Raw genomic sequence first — 21,596 nt, forward strand, 5'->3', positions numbered from 1 at the left:
ATCGCCTACTGTGGTATTCCGCCGCGCTGCGACGCTGGCGGTGCACGGCTGCCGACTGGACACTGGGGAGGGTCCGTTGACGAGTCCGAGCAGGAACCTGGAGGTCCAACCGGAGGCGCTGACCGCCTTCGCCGCCACCTCCCGGGGCCGGGCGGCCCAGTTCCGTGAGCTGCGCCAGCGGTTCCACGACGGGCACGTGCCCCGGCACGCCTTCGGGATCATGCCGGCGTCGTTCAGCCTCGCCGCCGCGTACGCCGAGCAGTTCGAGGCGTGCCTGCAGGGGCTGGAGGAGGGCGCTGAGGTGATGGCCGACATCGCCGAGGGGATCAGCGACACGGCCGACGCCTACACCGGGACCGACGTGGCGAGCACCGACCTGTTCGCACCGGGTGCCTGAGGGGGCGGGATGAGCACCGAGGCGTTGCAGCGCAACAAGACCTACTTCGAGCAGATCGTGACGGGCACGCCCGACCCGTTCAAGCCGCTCTCCCAGGCCGTGCTCTGGCCGTTCGAGCAGTTGCTGGAACTGGTTGCCGGTGAGCCGGACGACCTGATGCAGGCGGCCCAGCTCGCCCTGACCACCGGCGAGGCGGTCCGGCAGATCGCCGGCGACCAGATCGCCGACCGGGCCCGGCTGCGCGGCGCCTGGGACGGCGACGCGGCGGACAAGTTCCACGAGTCGATGGCGGCCGTCGAGGAGGCGATCGAGGAGCTCGCCAAGGGGCTGGACGGCACCAAGGAGGTGCTGGTCGACGCGGCGAATGCGGCGGTCGACGCGTTCAACCTGCTGGTCGAGCTGATCCTGGAGTTCCTGCTCTGGTTCCTGACCGAGGTGATCATCGCGGCGGTGGCCGCCGTGCTCAGCGCGGGCGTGACGCTGGCCGCCACGGTGGTCCGGGTGCTGGCCCGACTGGCGACCACGGTCGGCCGGATGGTCAAGATCGTGGCCCGGTTCGCGGAGATCCTCACCAAGCTGGTCACCAAGCTGGAGAAGGTCGCCGAGCTGCTGACCAAGTACCGCAAGCTGGTGATGGAGCTGCGCAAGGCCAAGAAGGCGTACCGGGCGTGGAACAAGTCCGGGTACACCAAGGAGGCGTTGCAGTTCAAGCTGAGACGGACCGCCATCCTCTTCCCCGGCCGGTACGCGATCAACCACGTCTCGCCGGTGAACGTGCCCGGCATCGGCGGCGCCCTGCTGGACACCGGCGTCGGCATGTACGACGTCTCCGACGGTCACAAGGACCGCAACTACCTGGTGGACGGCACGTACTCCGAGGACCTGGGCCCGTACACCAAGGGCGTGCAGAACGTCTTCGACTCGATCGTGAACTGAGAGGCAGCCATGACCTTCCCCGCCCTGGACCGGATCGAGGCGCTGGCCCGCAACCTGGACGGGTGGCAGCGCGAGCTCGGCGCGCGGATGGCCGAGCTGGAGCAGAGCAGCGCCGAGGGGGTGAGCGACTCCGGCCTGGTGACGGTGACCGCGGCGGCCGACGGCAGGATCCTCTCCGCCGAGATCAACGCCCGGGCCATGCGGTTGGACTCGTACACCCTGGCCGAGGAGTTCACCGCCGCCGCGAACCGGGCGCAGGAGGCCGCGGCCGCCCGGGTCCGCGAGATCGTCGGCGAGGTGATGGGGAACGCGCCGGCCGCGGAGCGCCGGACCGACGACGGCTACGGCTACGACCGATACTGAGCCGATGGACGAGACCAGGTACCTCGACCGGATCGGCCAGCTTGTCGAGCCGGGCGAGCGGGTGCAGGCCCACGCGAAGGCCGAGGTCGGCGGCGGCCTCACGCCCCCGCCGCCGCCCGACGAGGCGGTCCCCGAGACCCCAGGCCGGGCCACCGTCTCGTCGGTGCTGCTCAACCTGCTCGCCCCGCTGGCCACCTGGGACCGCGGGGACCGGCTGGTGGACCTGATCGGTTGGGGGATCGCCGGCCGGGGCGCGCCCGGGTCGGCCGCCTCCCGGCTGCACCGGGCGGTCAACCCGGCCCGCCCGGACGGGAAGCTGCGGCACACCCTGCTCGCGGTCACCGACCGGCGGCTGCTGGTCTGCGTGACCGGCCCGGTGAAGGTGCTGTCCAGCCGGGAGGACGACGAGCGGTCGCTGGCCGAGACCCGGATCGCCTGGGCGGTGCCGCGGGCCGAGGTGGCGTCCGCCCGGGTGGGCTGGCACCGGCTCAACCCGAAGCGGCTGCGGGTCGACTTCGCCGACGGTTCCTGGCTCGCCTTCACCGTGCCGATCGCCGAGTCGGGCCGCCCGCTGCGCGCGATCGCCGCCGCCCTCACCGGCTGAACCCACCACTCGCGGGTGCCGGGCGGCCGCCCGGTCAGCCGACCAGGGGAGCGGGCAGCGGTTCCCGGTGCAGCACCGCGAGCCGGGAGACCGCCCGGGTCAGCACCACGTAGAGGCGGTGCAGGCCGCGCGGCTCGGCCGCCACGATCGCGGCCGGCTCCACGACCACCACGTGGTCGTACTCCAGGCCCTTGACCAGCGTCGCCGGGACCACGGTGACCCGCGCCGCGGCCTCCACGTCGTCGGCGGTCGCGGTCTCGACGCCCGTGTCGGCGAGCGCCGCGCGAAGCCGGTCCACCGCGTCGTCGGCGGCGATTACGCCGACCGAACCGTCGTGGCCGAGCGCCGCCCGTACCTCGGCCACCGTCGCCGCCGTCAGGTCCTCGACGGTACGCACGTCGAGGGACCCGTCGCGGCGCAGCGACTCGGCCGGGGGCACGTCGACGGCCAGCGCCGGCAGCAGCCGGTTCGCGAACGCGACCACCGCCGCCGGCACCCGGAAGCCGACGCTCAGCGGCACCACGGCCGCGCCCGGCTTCCCGAGGTGGACCAGGGACTCCCGCCAGTCGGTGGCCGCCCAGGGCGCGGTGCCCTGGGCCAGGTCGCCGAGGAGGGTGATCGAGCCGTGCTCGCTGCGCCGGGCGATGGCCCGGCACTGCATCGGGGAGAGGTCCTGCGCCTCGTCGACCACCACGTGCCCGAAGCCGGCCGGCCGCTCGATCAGCCCGGCCGCCTCGTCGATCAGCACCGCGTCCGCGGCGGTCCACCTGGTCGCCTTCGGGGTGCGGCCCGGCCGCCCCGACCGGAGCAGCTCCTGCTCCTCGGCGCTGAACAGGCCGTCGCCGGCGGTGGCGAGCGCCTCGGGGTCGGTGAGCAGCGCGTGCAGCAGCCCCTCCGGGGTGAGCGCCGGCCAGACCGCGTCGAGGAAGGTGGTGACCGGCTTGGCCTTGCCCATCCGGCGCAGCCAGGCGTCGCTGGGCGACTCGGCCCGGCGGGCCTCGGCCTGGCGTTGCAGCAGCCCCACCACCCGGGCCCGGACGCGCTCCCGGCCGGTCGCGTACGGCAGCCCCTCCCGGCGGGTCTCCTCGACCATCCGGTGCAGTGGGTCGAGGCCGATCCGCCAGCGGAACGAGCCGTCGGACACCATGATCGGCTCGGAGGGCGTGCCGATGTGCCCGTCGACCGCGCGGCGCAGCACCTCGGCCATCCGGATGTCGTGCTTGAGGGTGGCGACGGCGGGGTCGTCGACCGCCCGTACCGGCACCCGGGCGATCAGGTCCTCGACGGTGGCCTGCTCGACCTCCACCTCGCCGAGCGCGGGCAGCACCGCGGCGATGTACGACAGGAAGGCCCGGTTCGGCCCGACGATCAGCACCCCCGACCGGCGCAGCCGCTCCCGGTGCAGGTAGAGCAGGTACGCGGCGCGGTGCAGCCCGACCGCCGTCTTACCGGTGCCGGGCGCTCCCTGGACGCAGATCGAGTCGGCCAGGTCGGCCCGGACCAGTTCGTCCTGCTCCGGCTGGATGGTGGCGACGATGTCCCGCATCGGTCCGACGCGGGGGCGCTCGATCTCGGCGGTGAGGATCCGGCTGGCCGTGCCCAGCTCCTCACCCCGGTCCAGGTGCTCGTCCTCGAAGCTGGTCAGCACGCCGGTGCTGAACCCGAAGCGGCGCCGGACGGCGACGCCCTGCGGGTCGCGGGCGCTGGCCTGGTAGAACGAGCGGGAGACCGGGGCGCGCCAGTCCAGCACCAGCGGCTCGCCGAGGTCGTCGGTGACGTGTCGCCGCCCGACGTGGTACACCCCGCCGACCTCGTCGTCGGCGTCACCGCTGTGCCGGCCGTCGGTGGTCCCGCCGAAGTCCAGCCGGCCGAAGAAGAGCGGAGTGGTCGGGTCGTCGGCCAGTTCCTTGACCCGCCGGGCCATGTGCCGGCCCAGCTGTTCGGCGGTGTACGCGTCCCCGGCGACCTTATCGCCGGTGGCGAAGAGGGCCTCGGCGCGTTCGCGCATCCGGCCCAGGGCGGCGCGGGACGCCGCCAGGTGGTCGCGTTCGGCGCCGAGTTCGGCGTCCAGGGTCTGTTCGGGGGCGTGCAGGGTCATCCACGTACTCCTCAGTCACGGGGAAAAACGCTGCCGCTCGCGTGTCCGACCTCGGGTCGGCGCGGAGACGTCCTGTGCGGTGCTACTCACCACGGCCGTCGGGCGGGACAAAGTAGCTTACTCCGCCCGGCGAGCCGGGCAATCGAATTTCGCCGGGCCGCCGCCGGGGCGGAATCATGGGGGCATGACCGAGGCGCATCCCGAACAGCGTCGGGTGACGATCAGCGATCCGCAGGTGATGCGGGCCCTGGCCCACCCGGCCCGTATGGCGATCATGGAGCACCTCAGCACGGTGGAGGGCGGCGCGACCGCCACCGAGTGCGCCGAGATCGCCGGTCTCTCGCCGAGCGCGACCAGCTACCACCTGCGGGAGTTGGCGAAGTTCGGCCTGATCGAGGCGGCGCCCAGCCGAGGCGACGCCCGGGAGCGGGTCTGGCGGGCGTTCAGCCCGTCGTACTACGTCGATTCGGGTCCGGACGCCGACTCCGAGGCCCGCGCCGCCGAGGCGGCTTTGGTCGAGGCCCACATGGCCCGGGACAGCCAGCGGGTCCGGGACTGGATCCGGCGCTCGCCGGACGAGCCGCACGAGTGGTACCAGGCCGCCTGGTTGAGCGACAGCATGCTGCTGCTCACCGCCGAGGAACTGGTTGGGCTCAACAACGCGATCCAGGAGTTGATCGACCCCTACCGGCGGCGGCTGCGGACCGACCCACCCGAAGGGGCCCGGAGCGTCGCGGTGCAGTACCGGGCGCTGCCCATCGATTGACGGGCTTGCGCCGGCCAGGTGTGAAGGATTATTTTCGAAATATGTCCTTCGCATCTGGCCCGTCGCGCTGGTCCGACGTCTGGCTCGTCACCGCCGCCCGAGGCACCTCCACCTGCGGGGACTTCCTCGCGGCCAGCGCCCTGACGCTGGCTCTCCAGTCCGCCGGCGCGGGCGGCCTCGCCGTGTCCGGGCTGATGCTCGCCGCCACCGTGCCGCTGGTGGCGCTCGCCCCGTTGACCGGCCGGCTCGCGGACCGGGTGGACAGCCGTCTCCTGCTCGTGGTCGCCGGTCTGGCCCAGGCCGCGATCTGCCTCGCGCTCGCGTACGCCGGGCACCCGGTCCTGGTCATCGCCCTGGTGGCGCTGCTCGCCGCCGGCCTGGCGGTCACCCAGCCGGTGCTCTCCGCGCTGGTGCCCGCCATGGTCCGGACCGAGGACATGCCCCGGGCCAGCGCGCTCAACCAGACCGCCGGCACGCTCGGGGCGCTGGCCGGACCGGCGCTCGCCGGGGTGCTGGTCGGTGAGTTCGGTGCCCGGCTGCCTCTGCTCCTGGACGCCGGCAGCTACCTCGCGCTGGTCGCGGCCGGGCTGCTGATCAGAACCCGGCGGGGCGGCAGCCGGGGACGGGTGACGACCGCCGGCACGGTCGGCGCCCCGCCGACCGTCACGTGGCGGCTGCGCCGGGACCCGCTGCTGGTCGCCATGGTCGCCACCATCGCCGGGGTGATCGCCGCGGTCGGGGCGATCAACGTGGTCGAGGTCTTCTTCATCCGCGAGACCCTGGGCAGCTCCACCACCATGTACGGCCTGGTAACCGGCTCCTGGACGCTCGGCATCCTGGTCGGGGCGTGGCTGTTCGCCCGGCTGGCCCGGCGGCTGACCGACGACGGGCGGTTGCTCGTCGGCTACCTCGCCCTGCTCGGCGGGTGCTGCCTGATGATCCTGCTCTCCGCGGCGGTGCCCACCGCGCTGCTGCTGGTACCCGTCTGGCTGCTGGGCGGCGTGGGCAACGGCGGCGCCAACGTCTTCGACAACGTGCTGCTGGCCCGCCGGGTTCCCGAGGCGGCGCGCGGCCGGGCGTACGCCGCACTCAGTGGGTCCGTCCAGGGCGCCTCGATGGTCGGCTTCCTGCTCGGCGGTCTGCTCCTGGAGGTCGCCGGTCCCCGGTTCCTGGTCGCCGCCTGCGGGGTCGCCGGGCTGCTGGTGATCGCGCTGGTCGTGCCGCCGGTCACCCGGGCCATCCGGGCCGAGCGGGCAGTGGAGGGCGACGACCGGGCCCGGTCCACCGATCCCTCGGCGGCGCCGGCGGAGCCGGCGACCGGTGCGGAGTTGGCCACTCCGGTGCCCTCCCGGTGAGCCGGCGCCAGCGGGCGGGGATACCGTCAGGGCATGGCTGACCGCATCGCCCGCCCCCGGGTCGGGCACATCCAGTTCCTCAACTGCCTGCCGATCTACTGGGGCCTGATGCGGTCCGGCGCCCTGATCGACGTTGACCTGTACAAGGACTCACCGGACCGGCTGAACGCCGCGCTGGTCGCCGGTGACCTGGACATCGGCCCGATCTCGCTCGTGGAGTACCTGCGGCACGCCGACGAACTGCTGCTCCTGCCGGACCTGGCGGTCGGCAGCGACGGCCCGGTGCTCTCGGTCAACGTGGTCTCCACGAAGCCCCTCGCCGAACTGGACGCCGCCCGCGTGGCGCTCGGCTCGACCTCGCGTACCGGCGTGCTGCTGGCCCAACTCCTGCTCGGCGAGCGGTACGGCGTCCGCCCCGAGTACTTCCGCTGCCCGCCGGAGCTGACCCAGATGCTGCTGGAGGCCGACGCCGGCGTGCTGATCGGCGACGTGGCGCTGCGCGCCCTCTACGAGGCGCCCCGCAAGGGCCTCGAGGTGACCGACCTCGGGCAGGCCTGGCGGGAGTGGACCGGACTGCCGATGGTCTTCGCCGTCTGGGCGGTCCGTCGCGAGTTCGCCGCCGCCCACCCCGGCCTGGTCAAGGAGGTGCACGAGGCGTTCCTGCGCTCGCGCGACCTCTGCCTGGCCGAGCTGGACCAGGTGGCCGAGGCGGCGGCCCGCTGGGAGCCGTTCGACGCGGCGACCCTGGCGACCTACTTCCGCACCCTCGACTTCTCCCTGGGCGACCGGCAGGTGGCCGGGCTGCGCGAGTTCGCGCGCCGGGCGACCGCGATCGGGGAGGTGCCCGCCCTGCCCGCGAACGGGCCGGAGTTCTTCCAGGGCTGAGGCCCCCGGGGGAAGACGACGAAGCGGCGGTGCCCGGTGGACCGGGACACCGCCGCTTCCCGCAGCGGGTGGGATCAGGTCGCCGGGCGGAGCAACGCCTCGGTGATCTTCTCGCAGTTGTCCATGCCGTACTGGTAGCCCATGTTGATCGGGTAGCGGGCCATCACGCCCATCGTCCAGGTGTCGCCGATCGCCAGGCAGTTGATGTGCATCTCCTGCTCGCGCTGCCGGTCGATCCAGCCGTTCTTGATGGCGATGGTCTTCTGCACCTTGGCCGGGAAGGCCTTGCGGATGCCGAAGTCGCCGACCCCGCGGACCAGCCGCATCTCGTTGATCAGCCACTTGGTCCACTTCGGCCCGGCGGCGCGGCCGTCGTCGATGCAGAGGCCGAGGCGCGCGGTGTCCCGAGGGGACAGCATCGTTCGGCTCCAGCCGCCGTCGCTGGCGACCTTGCTGTCGGTCAGCGCGCACGTCTTGATCAGCCGCTTGATCGAGGCGGACCGGCCGACGCTGTTGTAGAACTGCTCGGCCCGGGTGTTGTCGCTGTCCCGGATGATCTTCGTGGCGTCGGCCAGCTTCGCGTCGCTCGGGGTCTGCCCGTTCTCGTCGGCGCGCCGCAGGTAGTCGGCCACGATCCACGACTTGATCATCGACGCGGTGGTGTTGGTCTCGCCCATGTTCTTCGAGCCGATGATCTTGCCGGTCCGCTTGTCCAGGACGCTCCAGGCGTACCAGCCCTTGATGTCCAGGTCGAGCTCCTGGGGCTGGAACGGCAGCGGCTCCAGCGACGGCGACGGCGACGGGGACGGCTGGGTGCGGGAGCTGCGGTCGCTGGGCGCACCCGTGGAGCGGCCGCCCGGGGTGGCCGCCTGCGAGGCGGAGGTGCGGTTCAGCGGGGAGCCGGGCACGAACCGGAGCGAGACGAGCACCAGCCCGACCAGGATGACGGCGACGGCGCTGAACGCCAGTGGGCGCTGGTTGCTGCCCGGCCGGCGGCGGTTGCCGGCCATCAGAGCTTCCCGACCGGCTGCTGCGGCACCTTGAGGGCGGCGCCGGGCTGCGGGGTCACCAGCTGGGTGGCGACGCTGGCGCAGACCTTCGCACCGTACGAGGGGACCTTCGTGTTGCCGCTGCCGGGATAACGCATCATCACGGCCAGGGTCCAGTCGTCGGTCACCGCGAGGCAGTTGACGTGCCACTGGCCGTCGGCCCAGAGCATGGTGAAGCCGTTCTTGATGCTGACCTGCTGTTGCGACTTGATCGAGTCGGGCAGGCCGTCGATGATCCCCCAGCGACCACCCTGGACGGCGTCGGACTTCTGGTCCTTGACGCTGCCGCGCACGTTGGCCATCTCGTTGAGCACCCACTTCGTCCACCTCGGCCCGGCGGCCCTGCCGTCGCCGATGCAGTCGCCCATGCGCACCGCGTCCCGCGGCGACATCTGGGTGTACGCCCACTTGGCCCGGGTCGGTTCAATCTTCGTGTCGGTCAGCCCGCATGTCTTGATCAGCCGCTCCAGCACCGGCTTGCGCCCGCCGGCGTTGTAGAGCGCCTCGGCTGAGATGTCGTTGCTGTCCCGGATGGCGGTGTCGGCCTGCTTCTTGCGGGTCGCGCTGGGCTGCTTGTCGCCGAGCTGGTGCAGGTAGTCGGAGACGATCCACGCCTTGATCATCGACTCGGTCGAGTTGGTCGACGTCATGTTCGGGGCACCGCTGATCTTGCCGGTCTTCCGGTCCATCAGCGCCCAGGAGAAGAACTTGCCCTGGAAGTTCACCGAGACCGGGCCGGCGGCCAGGGTCGGCGGGGGTGGCGCGGTGGGCGTCGGCGCGGGTACCTGCTCCACACCGCCGCCGATGCCACCGATGCTGGGCAGCGCGTGGCCGCCGGAGAGCTTGGCGTACGCGGTGGGCACCAGCATGACGCCACCGATGAGCACCGCCACGATGGCGAGCACCATGGTCACGCGAGGTCGCATGAGTGGGTGAACTCCAGATGTAAGGCCGGGGGGATCCGGCTGTTCCGTATGGGTACGGCCTGATCGCCGAGGCCGGGGGGAAATGGCCGGGAGTTGGTGGCGATCGTCAGCAGCCGATCGGTGTGCCGGGGGAAGTCTACTTCCGGACAGGCTGGACGCCAGAACCTGAAGCCGGTCGGCTCGCTGAGAAGGCGGGACAATGACCCGCTATGCCGCGCTTGAGAGGATTCACCTTTCGCGCGTGGCCGATGTCACATGTTCACGCAGGTCAGAGCTTCCGACTGCAAGCGGTCATCGGGTGCGGAAGGTGTGTCTGGAAACCTGTTACACCCTCTGGTGTCATCGGTCGCGAGCTGTAACACTGGCCCCATGTATGGCAACGACTTCGCCCCGCCCGAGGACGGTCCGGGCGGCGGCCTGCTCGGCGAGGTGGAGGCGGCGGAGACGGCGCTGCGGGAGGCCGCGGCGCGGGCCCGGCGCGGCGGTCCGGCCCCCGACGAGGACCTCGAGGCGTACTTCGCGGACGTGATCGACGCGGATCAGAAGATCGAGCCGCGCGACTGGATGCCCGAGGCGTACCGGAAGACCCTGATCCGGCAGATCGCCCAGCACGCGCACTCCGAGATCATCGGCATGCAGCCGGAGGGCAACTGGATCAGCCGGGCCCCCTCGCTCAAGCGCAAGGCGATCCTGCTGGCCAAGGTGCAGGACGAGGCCGGCCACGGCCTCTACCTCTACGCCGCGGCCGAGACCCTGGGCGTCAGCCGCGACGAGCTGGTGGAGCTGCTGCTCAACGGCCGGCAGAAGTACAGCTCGATCTTCAACTACCCCACCCTGACCTGGGCGGACGTGGGCGCGATCGGCTGGCTGGTGGACGGCGCGGCGATCGTCAACCAGGTCCCGCTCTGCCGCTGCTCCTACGGGCCGTACGCCCGGGCGATGATCCGGGTCTGCAAGGAGGAGTCGTTCCACCAGCGCCAGGGCTACGAGATTCTGCACACCCTCGCCCACGGCACCCCGGAGCAGAAGGCGATGGCCCAGGACGCGCTGGACCGCTGGTGGTACCCGTCACTGGCGATGTTCGGCCCGCCGGACGGAGACTCGACCCACTCGGCGCAGTCGATGGCCTGGAAGATCAAGCGCTTCTCCAACGACGAGCTGCGGCAGCGCTTCGTCGACATGTGTGTGCAGCAGGCGGAGATCCTGGGCCTCAGCATCCCCGACCCGGACCTGCGCTGGAACGACGAGCGGCAGGCGTACGACTACACCCAGCCCGACTACGACGAGCTGATGCGGGTGATCAAGGGCAACGGGCCGTGCAACCGGCAGCGGATGGAACAGCGCCGCCGTGCCCACGACGAGGGCACCTGGGTACGCGAGGCCGCCGCGGCGTACGCGGCCAAGCAACGGGACAAGGAGAAGGTGGCGGCGTGAGCGAGCGGAGCGAGCGAACCGACCGGCTCAGCGCGAAGGATCATTCGCCTCTGTGGGAGGTCTTCGTGCGGGCCCGGCGCGGGCTGTCGCACACCCACGTCGGCAGCCTGCACGCGCCCGACGCCGAGCTGGCCCTGCGCAACGCCCGGGACCTCTACACCCGCCGGCAGGAGGGCGTCTCCATCTGGGTGGTGCCGGCGAGCGCGATCACCGCGTCCAGCCCGGACGAGAAGGACGCCTTCTTCGACCCGGCGGCCGACAAGGTCTACCGCCACCCCACCTTCTACGAGGTGCCGGACGGGGTGGCCCACCTGTGAGCACCCTGTTCGACTTCACCCTCGGCCTCGGCGACGACGCGCTGATCGCGGCGCAGCGGCTCGGCGAGTGGACCTCCCGCGCCCCGGAGATGGAGGAGGACATCGCGCTGGCCAACATCGCCCTCGACCAGCTCGGCGCGGCCCGCCTCCTGCTCACCTACGCGGGCGAGCTGGAGGGCGCCGGCCGCGGCGAGGACGCGCTGGCCTACCTGCGCGACGATCGGGAGTTCCGGAACTGCCTCCTGGTCGAGCTGCCCAACGGGGACTTCGCGGTCACCATGGCGAAGCTGTTCTTCCTGGCCGCGTACCAGCTCCCGCTCTACACCGCGCTGGCCGGCAGCGCCGACGAGCGACTCGCCGCGATCGGCGCGAAGGCGCGCAAGGAGTCCACGTACCACCTCGACCACGCCTCGCTCTGGGTGAAGCGGCTCGGCGACGGCACCGAGGAGTCGCACCGTCGCATGCAGGACGCGGTGGACCAGCTCTGGCCGTACGCCCACGAGCCGTTCACGGCGGATCCGGCGGCGCCGGTCGACCCGGCCACCCTGCGGGCCGACTTCGACGCCATCGTCAGCGCAGTGCTGGACGAGGCGACGCTGACCCGCCCGGCGGACGGCTGGACGCCCGGTGGCGGCCGGGACGGCGTCCACACCGAACACCTCTCGTACCTGCTGGCCGAGATGCAGGTGCTGCACCGCGCCCACCCGGGAGCAAAGTGGTGAGTGACCCCAGGGCGGCCGCGGCGGTGGTGGTGGACCCCGAGATCCGGGTCATCACCATCGACGAGCTCGGCATCCTGCGGTCGGTCGACGCGGACCCGACCACCGGCCGGGTCGTCGTCACCATCACCCCCACCTACACCGGCTGCCCGGCGATGGACGTGATCCGGGCGGACATCCGCCGCGCGCTCGCCGCCGCCGGTCACCCCGACGCCGAGGTCCGTACGGTCTACAGCCCCGCGTGGAGCACCGACTGGATCTCGGAGACCGGCCGGGCCAAGCTCGCCGCCGCCGGCATCGCCCCGCCCGCGCCGGCCCCGCGCGGCGGCAACGTGGTGCCGCTGACCCTCGCCGTGCGCTGCCCGCGCTGCGGGTCGCCGGAGACCGAGCAGGTCAGCCGCTTCGGTTCCACCGCCTGCAAGGCCCTCTGGCGCTGCCGCTCCTGCTCCGAACCCTTCGACCACCTGAAGGCGCTGTGACTGTCACGATCACCCGACCGGTACGTCGCCGGCCGGCCTTCCACCCGCTGCCCGTCGCCGCCGTCGACCGGCTCACCGACGACGCCGTGGCGATCACCTTCGCCGTGCCCGAGGAGCTGCGCGAGACCTTCGCGTTCTCCGCCGGCCAGCACCTGACCGTCCGGCGCGCCGGCGCGGACGGCGAGGACGTGCGCCGGTCGTACTCCATCTGCTCCACGGCCGAGGAGCTGGCCCGGCACGGCCGGCTGCGGATCGGGGTGCGGGAGATCCCCGGCGGGGCCTTCTCCGCGTACGCCTGCGGTGCGCTGCGCGGCGGAGACACCGTCGAGGTGCTGCCCCCGCTGGGGCACTTCACCACGGCGTTCGCGCCGGACCGGGCCCGCCGGTACGGCGCGGTGGTCGCCGGTTCCGGCATCACCCCGGTGCTGTCGCTGGCCGCGACCGCGCTGGCCGTCGAGCCGGCCAGCACCTTCACCCTGGTGTACGGCAACCGCACGGCGAACTCGGTGATGTTCGCCGAGGAGCTGGCCGACCTGAAGGACCGGTACCCGACCCGGTTGCACCTGGTGCACGTGCTCTCCCGGGAGCAGGGCGAGTCACCGCTGCTCTCCGGGCGGATCGACGCCGACCGGCTGACCCGGTTGCTCGACACCGTCGTCCCCGGCGACGCCATCGAGGAGTGGTTCCTCTGTGGCCCGTACGCGATGGTGGTGGACGCCAAGGCGGTGCTGGCCGGCCGGAGCCTGCCGGAGGCGGCGGTGCACACCGAGCTGTTCCACGTCGACGCCCCGCCGGAGCCGGTCCGCCGCCCGGCCGACGAGCCGGGCGCCGGTGCCGAGGTCACCATCGTGCTGGACGGGCGGTCGTCGAGCTTCACCATGGGGCGCGACGAGCGGGTGCTGGATGCGGCCCTGAAGGTGCGCGGCGAGCTGCCGTACGCCTGCAAGGGCGGGGTCTGCTCGACCTGCAAGGCCAAGGTCGTCGAGGGTGATGTGACCATGGCCCGCAACTACGCGCTGGAGCCGGACGAGGTGGCGGCCGGGTACGTGTTGACCTGCCAGTCCAGCCCGGTGACCGACAAGCTCACGGTCGACTACGACGCCTGAGGCCACGCCGCGTGCCGGGCGGAAGGACCGTCAGCCGTTTTCGCCGAGGCAGAGCAGCAGCTCCCGCGACTTTCGCTGCTCGGTGTAGCTCGCGACCGTGCCGGGGAACTGCGCGCACCTCGCGTCGTCGGTGGTGTCCTCGACCTTGCCGATGACGAGGTAGCTGGCGGCCTGGTCGCCGCAGTCGACGACGCTGACATCCGGGTTCGTGCTCGTGCCCTCGGCACGGACGCAGTCGCCGACCTCGGCATAGGCCGGGTCACTGGAGACGCCCCAGGCGATCGCGGAGACGATCACCACGGGCGCAACAAGACCGAGCGCTGCGGCCCGCTTGAACAGGGGCTTGCCGGGCGCTGCGGGCGTGCCCGGAGCGCCCGGTACCGGCTCGCCGAGGCGGCCGAGCCGGACGCGGGTGACGAGGTTCCCGATCAGGACCAGCGGGGTGATGATCATGGAGAGGAAGCCCCACCAGCCCTGCCAGAGAGTCTTCGCGCTCATGTCCCGGCAGACAGCGATCCCGCACGACCTGCAGAACGGACCGTGCTGGGTGAGGACGCGCATGAAGATGATGAAGCCCTGGTGGCCGTGCAGCGTTGATCGCCGGGATCGATCCGCAGAAGCGGCAGGTGAGGGCGGTGGTGGCGGGTCCGGTCGGCGCCGGTGGCGGGAGTGGAACCGGGGGCGGGTCGGTGATCGGTGCGGTCACGGCTCTTCCTTGTCGGCGGAGTGGGACAACGCACGATAGGCGAAGATCATTGTCCGCGGTGCCCCCTCGACCCTGGGCGCGGTCGCGGACCGGACACGCGACATGTAGAACATTTCGTTCTACACTCGGGTCATGGAGCAGATCGCGGTTCGGGAGCTCAATCAGCACACGAGCAGGGTGCTGGCACGGGTGCGTGCTGGCGAGACGGTCGAGGTGACGGACCGGGGTGAGCCGATCGCCCGCCTGGTCCCGATCCTGGCGGGGGACGCACTGCTCGGTCGCATGGTGGCCGAGGGGCGTGCGGCGGCGCCGACGTCGATCGGACCGCTGCCGCTGCCGCCCGTCCTCGGCGATCCCACGGTGGACGTCGCGGCCGTCCTCGCCGAATCGCGGGACGAGGAGCGCTGGTGATCTACCTTGATTCCGCAGCGGTCATCAAGCTCCTACGCCGCGAACAGGAGACTGCGGACCTCGTCGGCTGGCTGAACGATCGGGCTGGTACGTCGCTCGTCTCGTCGGCCCTGGTCGAGGTGGAGGTGCCGCGCGCCCTCCGCCGGGCGGCGCCGCAGGCGTTGGTGGGCGTCCCGTCGGTCCTGGCGCGGCTCTACCGCGTGGAGATCGACGCCGCCGTCCGCGCGGCTGCGGGTGCCTACGCCGAGCCGCTGCTGCGCAGCCTGGACGCCATCCACCTTGCCACAGCGCAGATCCTGGCCCGGCAGGCAGGCTCCGACTTCGTCGCCTTCGTCACCTACGACCGGCGGTTGCTGGACGCGGCGAAGGGCGTCGACCTTCCGGTGGCCAGCCCTGGCATGACCTGAGCCCAGGCGATGGGGCGATCGTCACCGTGGGTGGAGCGGCGTGCCGGCGTCCGGACGGGCGACGTAGGCTCGGGGGCGTGACGGTGAGCCGGGAGATCGACGACATCCTGCAGCGCGGCGCGGACGGCGGGCGGATCACGCCCGAGGAGGCGCTGCTGCTCTACACCGAGGCGCCCTTCCACGCGCTGGGCGAGGCGGCGGATGCGGTGCGCCGGCGGCGCTACCCGGACAACATCGTCACGTACCTGATCGACCGCAACATCAACTACACGAACGTCTGCGTGACGGCGTGCAAGTTCTGCGCCTTCTACCGGGCCCCCAAGCACAAGGAAGGGTGGACCCACCCGACCGAGGAGATCCTGCGTCGCTGCGGCGAGGCGGTCGAGCTGGGCGCCACCCAGGTCATGCTCCAGGGTGGCCACCACCCGGACTACGGCGTGGAGTACTACGAGGAGCTCTTCTCCGCGGTCAAGACGGCGTACCCACAGCTCGCCATCCACTCGATCGGCCCGAGCGAGATCCTGCACATGGCCAAGGTCTCCGGGGTGAGCCTGGACGAGGCCATCGCCCGGATCAAGGCCGCCGGCCTGGACTCGATCGCGGGCGCCGGCGCGGAGATGCTGCCGGACCGGCCGCGCCAGGCGATCGCGCCGCTGAAGGAGTCGGGCGCGCGCTGGCTGGAGGTCATGGAGCTGGCGCACCGGCAGGGGCTCGAGTCCACCGCGACCATGATGATGGGCACCGGCGAGACCAACGCCGAGCGGATCGAGCACCTGCGGATGATCCGCGACGTGCAGGACCGCACCGGTGGCTTCCGGGCGTTCATCCCGTGGACGTACCAGCCGGAGAACAACCACCTCAAGGGCCGGACCCAGGCGACCACCATGGAGTACCTGCGGCTGGTCGCGGTGGCCCGGCTCTTCTTCGAGACGGTGCCGCACCTGCAGGCGTCCTGGCTGACCACCGGCAAGGACGTCGGCCAGCTCGCCCTGCACATGGGCGTGGACGACCTGGGCTCCATCATGCTGGAGGAGAACGTCATCTCCTCGGCCGGCGCCCGGCACCGGTCCAACCTGCACGAGCTGATCGGCATGATCCGCACCGCCGACCGGATCCCCGCGCAGCGGGACACCCTCTACAACCGACTCGCGGTGCACCGGACCCCGGCCGACGACCCGAGCGACGACCGGGTGGTCTCGCACTTCTCCTCGATCGCCCTGCCGGGCGGCGGGGTCGGGAAGTCGCTGCCGCTGGTCGAGGTCAACTGAACCCGTTCCATCGACCGGCTGCGAAGTCTGCGGTACGCTCCGTGGCCGGCCTGACCTGCGGGTCGGTCCACCGAACGGCCAATGGTTGGCCGTTGACCGGTTGTTTCCGCTTACCTGTTCGCCGGACGGGCGTCCGGGCTGAACGCAACAAGACCCATCAATCCGGGCAATCTTTAACGAATTCTTAGCGCTGCAGGTGGGGCACTTGTGGCGCGTGGGGTGGCGCAGGTGATCGTGGGCCGCTAACGTGCCCGCTCGTCACCTTTCCCATCCCATCCCGCGGGGGGATTCCCGTCATGATCTTCCGAAACCGACCGCTGGTACGGCTCGGCGCCGCCGCGCTGCTCGCCTCCGGCGCGTTCACCATCTTCGGTGCGCCGGCCCACGCCGCAGGCACCGAGACCGACCTGTCGCTCGACGTGGTGGGCACCAAGGTCGCCGACGGCGCCGCCGGCAAGCTTGCCTACGCCAAGGTGACCAACAAGGGCGAGAACACCCCGTCCGAGCTGGCCCTCAAGATCGACGTCTCCAAGGTCGACTTCGACCAGTTCGCCGTCTTCCCGGACGCCGACTGCGATGTCGACAACGACACGAAGCCGACCGTCTTCACCTGTCACGCCACGAGCGAGGGCCTGCCGGGCCCGGGCGAGACCACGGACCTGCCGCTGCTGGTCCTCAAGGCGGAGCAGAAGCTGGAGCAGGCCGTCACCATCCCGCTGACCGTCACCTTGATCTCCAAGGACGACACCACCGCGGACAACAACACCAAGACCGTCAATGTGGACTTCTCCAAGGAGAGCGGTCCGGACCTGGCCGTGCTGGCCGACGACGTGAAGAACGCCGTCACGGTCAAGAACGGCAAGATCCAGCTCGCCGGTGACCTGCACGCGGGCGACACCGCGCAGCTCATCTACACGGTCTGGAACCAGGGCGACGTCACCACCGCCGGCTTCAAGGTCTCGGTCAAGCTGCCCACGGGCGTGACCTTCACCGAGACCGAGGACGAGTGCGAGTACGCCGCGGACAAGGCCTCGCTGGTCTGCACCTACCCGAACCTGCCGTTCATCCCGCTCACGCAGGAGCCGAAGAACGAGGACGAGACGCCGGGCGGTGCGTTCTTCCACCTGCTCTCGGTGAGCAAGGACGTCAAGGCCGGCGCTCTGACCGGCGGCACCGTCGAGGTCACGCCGCTCCTGCCGGCCCCGGGTCTCAAGGCCCAGTCGACCGAGATCAAGAACGCGCCCGACAACATGACCCCGGTCGAGGCTCCCGATGTGGACGGCAGCGACAACACCGACGGCTACGCCGTGGTCGTGGCCGCCAAGGGCGGCACCGGCGGTGGCGGGGGCGGCAGCGACGAGGGTGGCCTGCCGGTGACCGGCGCCAAGGCCGGTCTGATCGGCGGCGTCGGCGTGGCGGTGCTCGCCGCGGGTGGGGCGATGTTCCTGGTCGCCCGCCGGCGCCGGGTGGTCCTGGTGACCCCGGGCGACGAGAAGCCGACCGCCTGACGGTCGTCCTCCATCGGCCCGGGAGGGCCGTTCACATAACGCACGGCAGCAGGGGCGGGATGGTCCAACCATCCCGCCCCTGCTGTCTCCCGTTCCGCTGTGGACGTGCCTGGTCCTGCTCGCCGCCGGCGGGCTGACCGTCGTCGGCACGCCGGCGTACCCGGGGAGAAGCGGGCGGCGGCCGGCTGGCAGAGTGGAGGGGTGAGCCGTACTCCTCAGGGCCAGCGCGCCAGCCTGGACAAGCAGCCGCACGAGGTAGCCGCGATGTTCGACGGCGTGGCGGCCCGCTACGACCTGACCAACACCGTCCTCTCCTTCGGTCAGGACCGGTTGTGGCGGCGGGCCACCCGGGCGGCGCTCGGGCTGCGCCCGGGCGAGCGGGTGCTGGACGTGGGTGCGGGCACCGGTGTCTCGACCGAGGAGCTGGCCCACTCCGGGGCGTACGCGGTCGGCGCCGACCTGTCGCTGGGCATGCTGCACGCCGGCAAGCGCACCCGTCCGCAGGTGCCGCTGCTGGCCGGGGACGCCCTGCGGCTGCCCTTCGCCGACGCCAGCTTCGATGCGGTCACCATCTCCTTCGCGCTGCGCAACGTGAACGACACCGACGCGGCGCTGCGCGAGCTGGCCCGGGTCACCAGGCCGAGCGGCCGGCTGGTGGTCTGCGAGTTCAGCACCCCGGTCAACCCGGCCTTCCGCACGGTCTACCTGTCATACCTGATGCGGTCGCTGCCGGCGGTGGCGCGCGCGGTCTCCAGCAACCCCGACGCGTACGTCTACCTGGCCGAGTCGATCCGGGCCTGGCCGGACCAGGCGGCGCTCGCCGCGCGGATCGGGGCGGCCGGCTGGGGCCGGGTGGCGTGGCGGAACCTGACCGGCGGCGTCGTCGCGCTGCACCGCGCGGTCCGGGACTGAGGTCGGGCCGGGCTGGACCGGCTAAACCAGCCTCTTTCGTGAATATCCGTTTTTGCTCCACTTTGCCCCGTACGCTCTGCCCCATGACGGGAGCAGAGCACGCCACCACGGACGACGACGCCGCGGAGCTCATCGCGCAGCTCAAGGAGCTGGCCGGCGCGGACCCGGCCGACGTCCGGCAGGTGGTGGCCGAGGTGCTGGCCGCGCTCGATCGGGCCGCCGGAGGCGCGCTGCGCGAGCACCTGCCGGAGACGATCCGGGTCGACGCCGGGCTCGGACCTGCCACTCCGGCGCACCCGTGACGCCCGAAGTCGACTCCTACCGGCACGTTTCTGTGAAGTTAGGTACCCCTCACCGCCTACAGGTGTAACCCCGGTCATAGACTCCAACCCGATCGGCTTGTGAAGCATTTCACGAGCATGCGGGAGGAGGCGCAGATGACCGCGGTGGAGAACGACGCCGAGGTGATCGTCGTGGGCGCCGGTCCCGGAGGATCGGCGACGGCGTACCACCTGGCGCAGCACGGCGTACGCGTGCTGCTGCTGGAGAAGACCGAATTTCCCCGGGAGAAGGTCTGCGGCGACGGGCTCACCCCCCGGGCCGTACGGCAGCTGATCCGGATGGGCGTGGACACCTCGCCCGAGGCCGGCTGGCTGCACAACAAGGGCCTCCGGGTGATCGGCGGCGGGGTACGCCTGGAACTGGACTGGCCCGATCTGGCCAGCTTCCCCAACTACGGCCTGGTCCGGACCCGGCTCGACTTCGACGACCTGCTCGCCCAGCGGGCCGTCGCCGCCGGGGCGAAGCTGCGGACCGGCGTGAACGTGATCGGTCCGGTGCTCGACGCCGACGACCGGGTGATCGGCGTGCAGGCCGAAGTGGGCCCGGACAAGGAGCCGGCCACCTTCCACGCCCCGCTCGTGGTCGCGGCGGACGGTGTGTCCGGCCGCTTCCCGCTCGCCCTCGGGCTGGCCAAGCGGGAGGACCGGCCGATCGGCGTGGCGGTACGCCGCTACTACCGCTCGCCCGCCAAGCACGACGACGACTACCTGGAGTCGTGGCTGGAGTTGCGGGCCAAGGGCAGCGGCGCGCTGCTCCCCGGCTACGGCTGGATCTTCGGCCTCGGCGACGGCCGGGTCAACGTCGGCCTGGGCGTGCTCAACTCCTCCGCCGCCTTCGGCCGGACCAACTACCGCCGGCTGCTCACCGACTGGCTGGCCAACACCCCCGAGGACTGGGGGATGACCGACGAGGCCAACGCGGAGGGGCCGATCCTCGGCGCCGCGCTGCCGATGGGCTTCAACCGGGTCCCGCACTACACCCGCGGGGTGCTGCTGGTCGGCGACTCGGGCGGCATGGTCAACCCGTTCAACGGCGAGGGCATCGCGTACGCGATGGAGTCCGGCGAGCTGGCCGCCGAGGTGGCGGTGCAGGCGCTCGCCCGGCCGGCCGGCGCCGAGCGGGAGCGGGCGCTGATGGCCTACCCGCAGGAGCTGAAGGCGCGCTTCGGCGGCTACTACCGGCTCGGCGGGATCTTCGTGAAGCTCATCGGCCGGCCGGAGGTCATGCGGCTGGCCACCAAGCACGGCATGCCGCACCCGATGCTGATGCGCTTCGTGCTCAAGCTGCTGGCCAACCTGACCGACCCCCGGGGCGGGGACGCGATGGACCGGGTCATCAACGCGATGACCAAGGTGGCTCCGGCCGTGTAGACCACCGGTCCGGGGGCGCCGTCGCCCCCGGACCGACAAAGATCGACCCCCGCCGGCCGAGGTCGTGAGGGACGTGAATAGTGTGATTTTTGCCAACCACCGAGGTCAGGGAAGGACGAGCAGGAGACAACGATGACGCTCTCTCCTTACGCACCCATCATCGGGCTGTTCGCCCTCGCCGCGGGGTTCGCGCTGTTCTCCGTGGCCGCTGCCCGATTCGCCGGTCCCCGGCGCCTGAACAAGGCCAAGCTCGAGGCGTACGAGTGCGGCATCGAGCCGAGCCCGCAGCCGGTCGGCGGCGGCCGGTTCCCGGTCAAGTTCTACCTGACGGCGATGCTCTTCATCGTCTTCGACATCGAGATCATCTTCCTCTACCCCTGGGCGGTCTCCTTCGACGCCCTGCCGATCTTCGGCTTCGTGGAGATGGTCCTGTTCATCGTCGCGGTCTTCGTCGCCTACGCCTACGTCTGGCGGCGCGGCGGCCTGGACTGGGACTGAGGGAGGTACGGCAATGGGCATCGAGGAGAAACTTCCCTCCGGCGTCCTGCTCACCACCGTCGAGAAGCTGGTCAACTGGTCGCGGAAGTCGTCCGTCTGGGGCGCCACCTTCGGCCTGGCCTGCTGCGCCATCGAGATGATGGCGGCCGGTGGCCCGCACTACGACATGGGTCGTTGGGGCATGGAGGTCTTCCGGGCCTCGCCCCGGCAGGCGGACCTGATGATCGTGGCCGGCCGGGTCAGCCAGAAGATGGCCCCGGTCCTGCGCCAGATCTACGACCAGATGGCCGAGCCCCGCTGGGTGCTCTCCATGGGCGTCTGCGCCAGCAGCGGCGGCATGTTCAACAACTACGCCATCGTGCAGGGCGTCGACCACGTCGTGCCGGTCGACATGTACCTCCCGGGCTGCCCGCCCCGGCCCGAGATGCTCATCGACGCGATCCTCAAGCTCCGCGAGAAGATCATGTACGAGCCGCTGGGCCCGAACGGCCGCAAGATGCTGGAGGCCCGCACGGAGCGCGGTGACGTGCCCGTGGTGCCGTACGGCTCGATGCCGTCGTCGTACCGCAACGACAAGGCCCGGCGCGCCGAGTGGACCAAGGCGGTCCGCGAAGGCCGCGAGGAGCAGTTGCGGATCGAGAACTGGATGAACGCGCAGAACCACCTCCAGTCGCAGCGGGGGCCGAAGTGAGCGCGAGGAGTGCAGCGAAGCGGAGCCCCGCAGTCGCGAACGGAGGGCA

Annotated in this window: 25 protein-coding genes; 21 read left to right on the forward strand and 4 right to left on the reverse strand. The window is 71.5% G+C overall.

The window, feature by feature from the left end:
- The first annotated feature begins 76 nt into the window (after positions 1 to 76).
- The 4 genes from ACFYOS_RS17890 to ACFYOS_RS17905 are packed head-to-tail and all read left to right on the forward strand — an operon-like array spanning position 77 to position 2,300.
- Positions 77 to 397 (forward strand): hypothetical protein, encoded by a 321-nt coding sequence (locus tag ACFYOS_RS17890; protein ID WP_387142271.1) that lies wholly within the window; start codon positions 77 to 79, stop codon positions 395 to 397.
- A 9-nt stretch (positions 398 to 406) separates the two neighbouring features.
- A complete protein-coding gene (locus ACFYOS_RS17895) occupies positions 407 to 1,333 on the forward strand; it encodes a WXG100 family type VII secretion target (protein WP_387142274.1) in 927 nt (308 codons plus the stop codon).
- Positions 1,334 to 1,342: 9 nt separating this feature from the next.
- A complete protein-coding gene (locus ACFYOS_RS17900) occupies positions 1,343 to 1,696 on the forward strand; it encodes a YbaB/EbfC family nucleoid-associated protein (protein WP_387142277.1) in 354 nt (117 codons plus the stop codon).
- 4 nt (positions 1,697 to 1,700) lie between these two features.
- Complete coding sequence (locus ACFYOS_RS17905) at positions 1,701 to 2,300, forward strand: hypothetical protein (RefSeq protein WP_387142279.1); 600 nt, start codon at positions 1,701 to 1,703, stop codon at positions 2,298 to 2,300.
- Positions 2,301 to 2,334: 34 nt separating this feature from the next.
- On the opposite strand, the gene ACFYOS_RS17910 is transcribed toward ACFYOS_RS17905, so the two are convergent.
- Positions 2,335 to 4,398, reverse strand: a complete 2,064-nt coding sequence (locus ACFYOS_RS17910) for a HelD family protein (RefSeq protein ID WP_387142282.1) — start codon at positions 4,396 to 4,398, stop codon at positions 2,335 to 2,337.
- 184 nt (positions 4,399 to 4,582) lie between these two features.
- Here ACFYOS_RS17910 and ACFYOS_RS17915 point away from each other — a divergent pair, with 184 nt between their 5' ends.
- Genes ACFYOS_RS17915 through ACFYOS_RS17925 form a run of 3 tightly spaced genes read left to right on the forward strand, consistent with a single transcriptional unit; the run spans position 4,583 to position 7,404 of the window.
- Positions 4,583 to 5,164, forward strand: coding sequence for an ArsR/SmtB family transcription factor (locus ACFYOS_RS17915; protein ID WP_387142284.1), 582 nt, complete (start codon positions 4,583 to 4,585; stop codon positions 5,162 to 5,164).
- Between the two features lie 41 nt (positions 5,165 to 5,205).
- Entirely contained in the window at positions 5,206 to 6,519 is a 1,314-nt protein-coding gene (locus ACFYOS_RS17920; protein WP_387142287.1) for an MFS transporter, read from the forward strand.
- Positions 6,520 to 6,552: 33 nt separating this feature from the next.
- A complete protein-coding gene (locus tag ACFYOS_RS17925; RefSeq protein WP_387142290.1) occupies positions 6,553 to 7,404 on the forward strand; it encodes a menaquinone biosynthetic enzyme MqnA/MqnD family protein in 852 nt (283 codons plus the stop codon).
- 74 nt (positions 7,405 to 7,478) lie between these two features.
- On the opposite strand, the gene ACFYOS_RS17930 is transcribed toward ACFYOS_RS17925, so the two are convergent.
- A complete protein-coding gene (locus tag ACFYOS_RS17930; protein WP_387142293.1) occupies positions 7,479 to 8,414 on the reverse strand; it encodes a hypothetical protein in 936 nt (311 codons plus the stop codon).
- Positions 8,414 to 9,379 (reverse strand): hypothetical protein, encoded by a 966-nt coding sequence (locus tag ACFYOS_RS17935; protein ID WP_387142295.1) that lies wholly within the window; start codon positions 9,377 to 9,379, stop codon positions 8,414 to 8,416. The genes ACFYOS_RS17930 and ACFYOS_RS17935 overlap by 1 nt, the downstream gene beginning before the upstream one ends.
- A 369-nt stretch (positions 9,380 to 9,748) precedes the next feature.
- Between ACFYOS_RS17935 and paaA the strand changes: the two genes are divergently transcribed.
- From paaA to paaE, 5 genes are read left to right on the forward strand one after another with little or no spacing between them, the layout of a single operon-like run.
- The gene (gene paaA, locus ACFYOS_RS17940) at positions 9,749 to 10,813 is read left to right on the forward strand and encodes a 1,2-phenylacetyl-CoA epoxidase subunit PaaA (RefSeq protein ID WP_387142297.1); all 1,065 of its coding nucleotides are present in this window, start codon (positions 9,749 to 9,751) and stop codon (positions 10,811 to 10,813) included.
- Positions 10,810 to 11,130, forward strand: a complete 321-nt coding sequence (gene paaB / locus ACFYOS_RS17945) for a 1,2-phenylacetyl-CoA epoxidase subunit PaaB (RefSeq protein ID WP_387142300.1) — start codon at positions 10,810 to 10,812, stop codon at positions 11,128 to 11,130. Before paaA ends, paaB begins: the two co-directional genes overlap by 4 nt.
- Positions 11,127 to 11,852, forward strand: coding sequence for a 1,2-phenylacetyl-CoA epoxidase subunit PaaC (gene paaC / locus ACFYOS_RS17950; protein ID WP_387142303.1), 726 nt, complete (start codon positions 11,127 to 11,129; stop codon positions 11,850 to 11,852). Before paaB ends, paaC begins: the two co-directional genes overlap by 4 nt.
- Positions 11,849 to 12,328: a 1,2-phenylacetyl-CoA epoxidase subunit PaaD gene (gene paaD / locus ACFYOS_RS17955; protein ID WP_387142306.1), complete on the forward strand. Its 480-nt coding sequence runs from the start codon at positions 11,849 to 11,851 to the stop codon at positions 12,326 to 12,328. Before paaC ends, paaD begins: the two co-directional genes overlap by 4 nt.
- On the forward strand, positions 12,325 to 13,434 hold the full coding sequence (gene paaE / locus ACFYOS_RS17960) for a 1,2-phenylacetyl-CoA epoxidase subunit PaaE (protein WP_387142309.1): 1,110 nt from the start codon (positions 12,325 to 12,327) through the stop codon (positions 13,432 to 13,434). Before paaD ends, paaE begins: the two co-directional genes overlap by 4 nt.
- 30 nt (positions 13,435 to 13,464) lie before the next feature.
- Here the strand turns inward: paaE and ACFYOS_RS17965 are convergent, their stop codons facing one another.
- Entirely contained in the window at positions 13,465 to 13,932 is a 468-nt protein-coding gene (locus ACFYOS_RS17965; protein ID WP_387142312.1) for a hypothetical protein, read from the reverse strand.
- Positions 13,933 to 14,272: 340 nt separating this feature from the next.
- Here ACFYOS_RS17965 and ACFYOS_RS17970 point away from each other — a divergent pair, with 340 nt between their 5' ends.
- From ACFYOS_RS17970 to ACFYOS_RS18010, 9 genes are all read left to right on the forward strand, one after another.
- Complete coding sequence (locus tag ACFYOS_RS17970) at positions 14,273 to 14,551, forward strand: type II toxin-antitoxin system Phd/YefM family antitoxin (protein WP_387142315.1); 279 nt, start codon at positions 14,273 to 14,275, stop codon at positions 14,549 to 14,551.
- On the forward strand, positions 14,548 to 14,958 hold the full coding sequence (locus ACFYOS_RS17975) for a type II toxin-antitoxin system VapC family toxin (RefSeq protein WP_387142317.1): 411 nt from the start codon (positions 14,548 to 14,550) through the stop codon (positions 14,956 to 14,958). The genes ACFYOS_RS17970 and ACFYOS_RS17975 overlap by 4 nt, the downstream gene beginning before the upstream one ends.
- Before the next feature lie 77 nt (positions 14,959 to 15,035).
- A complete protein-coding gene (gene mqnC / locus ACFYOS_RS17980; protein ID WP_387142320.1) occupies positions 15,036 to 16,226 on the forward strand; it encodes a cyclic dehypoxanthinyl futalosine synthase in 1,191 nt (396 codons plus the stop codon).
- Between the two features lie 296 nt (positions 16,227 to 16,522).
- Entirely contained in the window at positions 16,523 to 17,734 is a 1,212-nt protein-coding gene (locus ACFYOS_RS17985; RefSeq protein ID WP_387142323.1) for a cell wall anchor protein, read from the forward strand.
- Positions 17,735 to 17,935: 201 nt separating this feature from the next.
- Entirely contained in the window at positions 17,936 to 18,646 is a 711-nt protein-coding gene (locus ACFYOS_RS17990) for a demethylmenaquinone methyltransferase (protein WP_387142326.1), read from the forward strand.
- A gap of 83 nt (positions 18,647 to 18,729) precedes the next feature.
- Complete coding sequence (locus ACFYOS_RS17995) at positions 18,730 to 18,948, forward strand: hypothetical protein (protein ID WP_387142329.1); 219 nt, start codon at positions 18,730 to 18,732, stop codon at positions 18,946 to 18,948.
- 135 nt (positions 18,949 to 19,083) lie between these two features.
- Entirely contained in the window at positions 19,084 to 20,358 is a 1,275-nt protein-coding gene (locus ACFYOS_RS18000; RefSeq protein WP_387142332.1) for a geranylgeranyl reductase family protein, read from the forward strand.
- 132 nt (positions 20,359 to 20,490) lie between these two features.
- Positions 20,491 to 20,856, forward strand: a complete 366-nt coding sequence (locus tag ACFYOS_RS18005; RefSeq protein ID WP_355638086.1) for an NADH-quinone oxidoreductase subunit A — start codon at positions 20,491 to 20,493, stop codon at positions 20,854 to 20,856.
- A 13-nt stretch (positions 20,857 to 20,869) separates the two neighbouring features.
- Positions 20,870 to 21,547, forward strand: a complete 678-nt coding sequence (locus tag ACFYOS_RS18010) for a NuoB/complex I 20 kDa subunit family protein (RefSeq protein WP_387142335.1) — start codon at positions 20,870 to 20,872, stop codon at positions 21,545 to 21,547.
- Positions 21,548 to 21,596: the final 49 nt, after the last annotated feature.

Source organism: Micromonospora sp. NPDC005806 (assembly GCF_042871425.1).
Taxonomy (GTDB): domain Bacteria; phylum Actinomycetota; class Actinomycetes; order Mycobacteriales; family Micromonosporaceae; genus Micromonospora.

Bases quoted from the DNA above. Each gene is read 5' to 3' on its own strand.
- ACFYOS_RS17935 (WP_387142295.1), bottom strand. From the start codon at position 9,379: ATGCGACCTCGCGTGACCATGGTGCTCGCCATCGTGGCGGTGCTCATC.
- paaA (WP_387142297.1), top strand. From the start codon at position 9,749: ATGTATGGCAACGACTTCGCCCCGCCCGAGGACGGTCCGGGCGGCGGC.
- ACFYOS_RS17970 (WP_387142315.1), top strand. From the start codon at position 14,273: ATGGAGCAGATCGCGGTTCGGGAGCTCAATCAGCACACGAGCAGGGTG.
- ACFYOS_RS17995 (WP_387142329.1), top strand. From the start codon at position 18,730: ATGACGGGAGCAGAGCACGCCACCACGGACGACGACGCCGCGGAGCTC.
- ACFYOS_RS17900 (WP_387142277.1), top strand. From the start codon at position 1,343: ATGACCTTCCCCGCCCTGGACCGGATCGAGGCGCTGGCCCGCAACCTG.
- ACFYOS_RS18000 (WP_387142332.1), top strand. From the start codon at position 19,084: ATGACCGCGGTGGAGAACGACGCCGAGGTGATCGTCGTGGGCGCCGGT.
- ACFYOS_RS17905 (WP_387142279.1), top strand. From the start codon at position 1,701: ATGGACGAGACCAGGTACCTCGACCGGATCGGCCAGCTTGTCGAGCCG.
- ACFYOS_RS17910 (WP_387142282.1), bottom strand. From the start codon at position 4,398: ATGACCCTGCACGCCCCCGAACAGACCCTGGACGCCGAACTCGGCGCC.
- ACFYOS_RS17925 (WP_387142290.1), top strand. From the start codon at position 6,553: ATGGCTGACCGCATCGCCCGCCCCCGGGTCGGGCACATCCAGTTCCTC.
- ACFYOS_RS17915 (WP_387142284.1), top strand. From the start codon at position 4,583: ATGACCGAGGCGCATCCCGAACAGCGTCGGGTGACGATCAGCGATCCG.
- ACFYOS_RS18005 (WP_355638086.1), top strand. From the start codon at position 20,491: ATGACGCTCTCTCCTTACGCACCCATCATCGGGCTGTTCGCCCTCGCC.
- ACFYOS_RS17965 (WP_387142312.1), bottom strand. From the start codon at position 13,932: ATGAGCGCGAAGACTCTCTGGCAGGGCTGGTGGGGCTTCCTCTCCATG.
- ACFYOS_RS17985 (WP_387142323.1), top strand. From the start codon at position 16,523: ATGATCTTCCGAAACCGACCGCTGGTACGGCTCGGCGCCGCCGCGCTG.
- ACFYOS_RS17930 (WP_387142293.1), bottom strand. From the start codon at position 8,414: ATGGCCGGCAACCGCCGCCGGCCGGGCAGCAACCAGCGCCCACTGGCG.
- ACFYOS_RS18010 (WP_387142335.1), top strand. From the start codon at position 20,870: ATGGGCATCGAGGAGAAACTTCCCTCCGGCGTCCTGCTCACCACCGTC.
- ACFYOS_RS17920 (WP_387142287.1), top strand. From the start codon at position 5,206: ATGTCCTTCGCATCTGGCCCGTCGCGCTGGTCCGACGTCTGGCTCGTC.
- ACFYOS_RS17895 (WP_387142274.1), top strand. From the start codon at position 407: ATGAGCACCGAGGCGTTGCAGCGCAACAAGACCTACTTCGAGCAGATC.